Source organism: Kribbia dieselivorans NBRC 106261 (assembly GCF_001552435.1).
GTDB lineage: Bacteria > Actinomycetota > Actinomycetes > Actinomycetales > Dermatophilaceae > Kribbia > Kribbia dieselivorans.
This window is the reverse complement of the sequence record NZ_BCRE01000227.1, coordinates 1-4,422: the sequence shown is the minus strand read 5'-3', so window position 1 is coordinate 4,422 and position 4,422 is coordinate 1. Positions and strand designations below refer to the sequence as shown.

Sequence of the window (4,422 nt, the reverse complement as noted above, 5' to 3'; positions counted from 1 at the left end):
CACGACCGCCTCGACCCCCGGCTCGGCGGTGTGCTCGCTGAGCAGGACCGAGGTCTCGGCCGCGGTCGGGGCGGTCCAGCGCGGCACGCCGGGCACCTCCGGCTCGGGGCGGCCGTCGCGGGCGGTGGTGGTCTTGCTGCGTTTGCGCGGCAGCGATCCCTCGTACGCCTCGAGCACATCCTCCGTGGGGCCGTCGGCGATGAGCGTGCCACGGTCGATCCACAGCACCCGCGTGCAGATCTCGCGGATGTTCGAGTTCGAGTGCGACACGAGGAACACCGTGCCGGCCTGCTCGCGGATCTCCTGGATCCGTTCGGTGCTCCGCGCCCGGAACTCCGCGTCACCGGTAGCCAACGCCTCGTCGACCATGAGGACGTCGGGGGCGACCGCGGTCGAGATCGCGAAGCGCAACCGCGCCGCCATCCCGGACGAATACGTCGACATCGGCAGCCACACCGCGTCACCGATGCCGGAGAACTCGACGATGTCGTCGAACTTCTCCCGGACCTGCTCACGGGTCATACCAAGCGCCATGCATCCCAACTCGATGTTCCGCGCTCCGGTGAGTTTGGGCATGAGGACCGCGTTGACCCCGAGCAACGACGGGCGACCGGAGACCCAGACGCGCCCGTTCGTCGGCGGAATCAGGCCGGCGACGGCTCGCAGCAGCGTCGACTTGCCCGAGCCGTTCCGGCCGATGATGCCGATCGACTCGCCGTCGCGGGCGACGAAGGAGATGTCGCACACGGCCGGGACCTCGTGCACCCGGCCGATGTCGCGGCTGCGGGCGAAGAGCTTGGAGACCAGGGCGGCATCGTCGTCGACGTCGGCGCTGTGCTTGTCGGCGCCCACGACGCGGTAGGTGATGTCGAGGTGGGAGACGATGACGGTGGGATCAGCCACGGCCGTACCTCGCCTCGTCGACCCAGAAGACGACGATCCCCACGAGGAGGAAACCGATCGACCATCCGGCCTGCGCGGCCCAATGCGGCCAGTGCACCGCGTGGCTGGGGTCGTACATCAGCGCCTCACGCGCGGTCTGCAGCGGCAGCGCAAACGGCTGGTACATGAGGATGATCTGCGCCAGGCCGTGGCTCTTCTCCGCGATGGGGAAGAAGACACCCGAGACGTAGCGCAGCAGCCGCAGCGACACGGGGATGAGGTTGCCGATGTCGCGGGAGATGTTGATGATTCGCGCGCCGATGAGGGCCATGCCGGTCAGCATCATCACGAGCATGAGGATCGAGACCGGGAAGAGGAGCCATTCGACGCTGGGGCGCTCGCCGGTGACGATCATGACGAGGAACAACACGATGAACGCCGGAATGTTGGCCAGGAACTCCGTCAACGCCACCGACAACGGCAGGAGCGCGCGCGGGAAGTGCAGCGCGCGCATGAGGTTCATGTTCGAGACGATCGACTTCGACCCGGTGTTGATCACCGACGAGATGACCTGGAAGAGCACCACGCCGATGGCCAGGAAGCCGATCTTGTTGTGGATCGTCCCGGTCGTCTGGATGATCAGGCCGAAGACGACGAAGTAGCTGCCGATGAGCAGCAGCGGGTTGAGCCACGCCCACAGTTGCCCGAGCCGGTTCGTCTGGTGCTTCGCCGCGGTTTCGGCCCGCGAGAGCGTCCACAGGAACGAGCGGTGTTTCCAGACGTCGACGAGGTACCGGCCCAGGGGCGGGCGTTCGCCGAGGGCGACGAGGTCGTGGCGGCGGGCGAGTTGCTCCGCCGCCACGGGGTCCAGGGCCGGCGCAGGCGCCAGCGACTGGGGGACCTTCGTCACAGACGCTCGACCTTGTCGCCGTCCTGCGCCTTGCCACTGGTGTCGAGGAACGCCTGCGACAGCCCGGCGAGCGCGTCGATGTCGTACTCGCGGTGCTTCTGCACGAGGATCGTGATGTCGGCCTCGGAGATCGCGCGCTCAAGGTCCGCGTCGCCGATCTTCTGGGCCGCGTCAGCGACACCGAACCACTCCTCGACCCGCGGGTCGTGGAACTGCACCTCGGCGCCCTTGGCGATGAGTTGCTGCGCCAGCGGCACGGCGGGCGACTCACGTTGATCGGCGATGTTCGGCTTGTAGGTCACGCCGAGCAGGAGCACGGTCGAACCCTTGAGCGCCTTGGAGGTCTCGTTGAGCAGGTTCTGCGCGCGCTGCACGACGTAGGCCGGCATCGTGGCGTTGATCTCTTGGGCGAGCTCGACGAAGCGGAACGGGTAGCCGAGCTTCGCGCGCACGTTGTAGGAGAGGTAGTTCGGGTCGATCGGGATGCAGTGACCGCCGACGCCGGGGCCGGGGTAGAACGCCTGGAAGCCGAACGGCTTGGTCTTGGCGGCCTCGATGACGTCCCACAGGTCGATGTCGAGGTCGTGGCAGAACCGGGCCATCTCGTTGACCAGCGCGATGTTGATGTGCCGGTAGGTGTTCTCGAGCAGTTTGGCGGTCTCGGCCTCGCGGGTGCCCTTGGTGCGCACGACCGTGTCGACGAACTGGCCGTAGAACTCGGCGGCCTTCTCGGTGTCGACCGGGGTGTGCCCGCCGACGACCTTGGGGGTGTTCTTCGCGCCGTACTTCTCGTTGCCCGGGTCGATGCGCTCGGGGGAGAAGGCGAGGAAGAAGTCCTCACCGGCCTTGAGACCGCCGGCCTCGAGCACCGGGCGCACGACCTCGTCGGTGGTGCCCGGATAGGTCGTGGACTCGAGGATGATGAGCATGCCGGGGCGCAGGTTCTCGGCGATGGCGGCCACCGCGGAGTTGACCGGACCCAGGTCGGGGCCACCGTCCTCGGAGAGCGGGGTCGGCACGCAGATGACGATCGTCTTGGCCTGGCCGAGTTCGCTCGGGTCGGTGGTGGCGCGGAAGCCACCCTCGATCATCGTGGCGATGTCCTGGTCGGACAGGTCGTCGACGTGGGACTTGCCCGCGTTGAGGCCATCCACGACGCGCTGGCTCACGTCATAGCCGAGGACCTTGAGCCCGACGGCGGTTGCTTCCTTGGCCAGCGGCAACCCGACGTACCCCTGGCCGATAATCGCGACGTCAGCCGTCACCTTGGTCTCCTCACGTGATTCGGAGCGCTCCCGACGCGTGGTCGGACGGCGCTCCGCTCGTCAGACGCGCATGCACACGTCATCTCGGCTGTCAGGGATCATATCGTCGCCTGGGGACGGCGACGTACACGCGCGGCCGTGCGTCCATACACTTCTCGCATGTCGACACCGGTGATCCTCGCGACCAGCAACGGAGTCGGGATGGGTCACCTGACCCGCCAGCTCACGCTCGCGCTCTCGGCACCCGAGTCGCTCGACCCGATCATCTTCTCGCTGTCGGGCGCGTTGCCGACGGTCGCCGCGGCGATCGCCGATGGGCGGTTGCCGGAGTTGGCGGACCGGTCGGTGCGTACGGAGTACTGCCCGAGCCGGCTCAGCGGTTGGCTGCCGGCCCGCGGGCCGTTGCGGGCGGCGCGCTCGCGGTACCCGCAGTACGCGTGGGAGCCGTACCTGCGTGATCGGCTGCGGGCACTGGTCGCCGAGACCGGCGCACGAGCCGTGGTCTTCGACGGGGTCGTGCCCTACGACGGGCTGCTGGAGGCGCGAAAGGCACTGCCGGGCGTCGCCTTCATCTGGCAACGCCGGGGCATGTGGCGCCCGGGTATCGGAGCGTCGTGGCTCGCCAGATCCACCGACTTCGACCTGGTCATCGAGCCGGGCGACTTCGCCGGTGACGACGGCCCGACGGCGGACCGCGACGATGCCGTCCACGTCGCTCCGATCTCGATCACCTCGGTGCTCGGCCCGCAGGACCGCGAGACCGCGGCCGCCGCGCTCGGCCTGGACCCGGAGCGCAAGACCCTACTGCTCAACCCCGGTCTGGGGGCGGTGGGCCAAGTCGAGACCCCGGCCCGCGTGGCCATCGCCGAGCTGTATCGGCGCGACCCGTCCTGGCAGGTGGCGGTGACCTCACCGGCCATCGCGCAGCACACCCTGGGGCTCGGCGGCGATGCCGGCGGCGAGGGTGCGGGCCGGGCCGATGTCGTGCTGCTGCGCGACACCTACCCGCTGGCCCGCTCCCTGGCGGCGTTCGACGCAGCGATCGGGGCGGCCGGGTACAACTCCGTGCACGAACTGCTCGGATCGCAGATCCCGACCCTGCTCATCCCGAGCCTGGTCGGTACCGACGACCAGGCCGCCCGCGCGCGACGTCTGGCGCGCGCGGGGTACTGCCTCATGGCCAGCAACACCGACCCATCGGCGATCCGGGCCGGGGTGTCGCGTCTGGTCGACGACCACGAGCGCGACCGGTTGCGGGACGCGTGTGCCGAGTTGCCGACGCCGGATGGCGGGCTGACCGCCGCCGCGCTCGTGGCCGATCTCGCGGGGGCCGCGCCCGGGCCGAGCGCCACCCTGGCGGACGAG

General features: G+C 69.2%; 4 protein-coding genes. 1 reads left to right on the top strand and 3 read right to left on the bottom strand.

Going from position 1 to position 4,422, the window contains the following annotated elements; genetic code table 11:
* From KD1_RS14920 to KD1_RS14910, 3 genes are all read right to left on the bottom strand, one after another.
* Positions 1 to 903, bottom strand: a 903-nt coding sequence (locus KD1_RS14920) for an ABC transporter ATP-binding protein (RefSeq protein ID WP_083542519.1), incomplete at its 3' end; no start/stop codon positions are given.
* Positions 896 to 1,792 (bottom strand): ABC transporter permease, encoded by an 897-nt coding sequence (locus tag KD1_RS14915; protein WP_068403238.1) that lies wholly within the window; start codon positions 1,790 to 1,792, stop codon positions 896 to 898. The genes KD1_RS14915 and KD1_RS14920, both read right to left, overlap by 8 nt.
* A complete protein-coding gene (locus KD1_RS14910) occupies positions 1,789 to 3,057 on the bottom strand; it encodes a nucleotide sugar dehydrogenase (RefSeq protein ID WP_068403236.1) in 1,269 nt (422 codons plus the stop codon). Before KD1_RS14910 ends, KD1_RS14915 begins: the two co-directional genes overlap by 4 nt.
* A 159-nt stretch (positions 3,058 to 3,216) precedes the next feature.
* Here KD1_RS14910 and KD1_RS14905 point away from each other — a divergent pair.
* Positions 3,217 to 4,422 (top strand): glycosyltransferase (locus tag KD1_RS14905; RefSeq protein ID WP_157073392.1); only part of this gene is annotated, 1,206 nt, incomplete at its 3' end.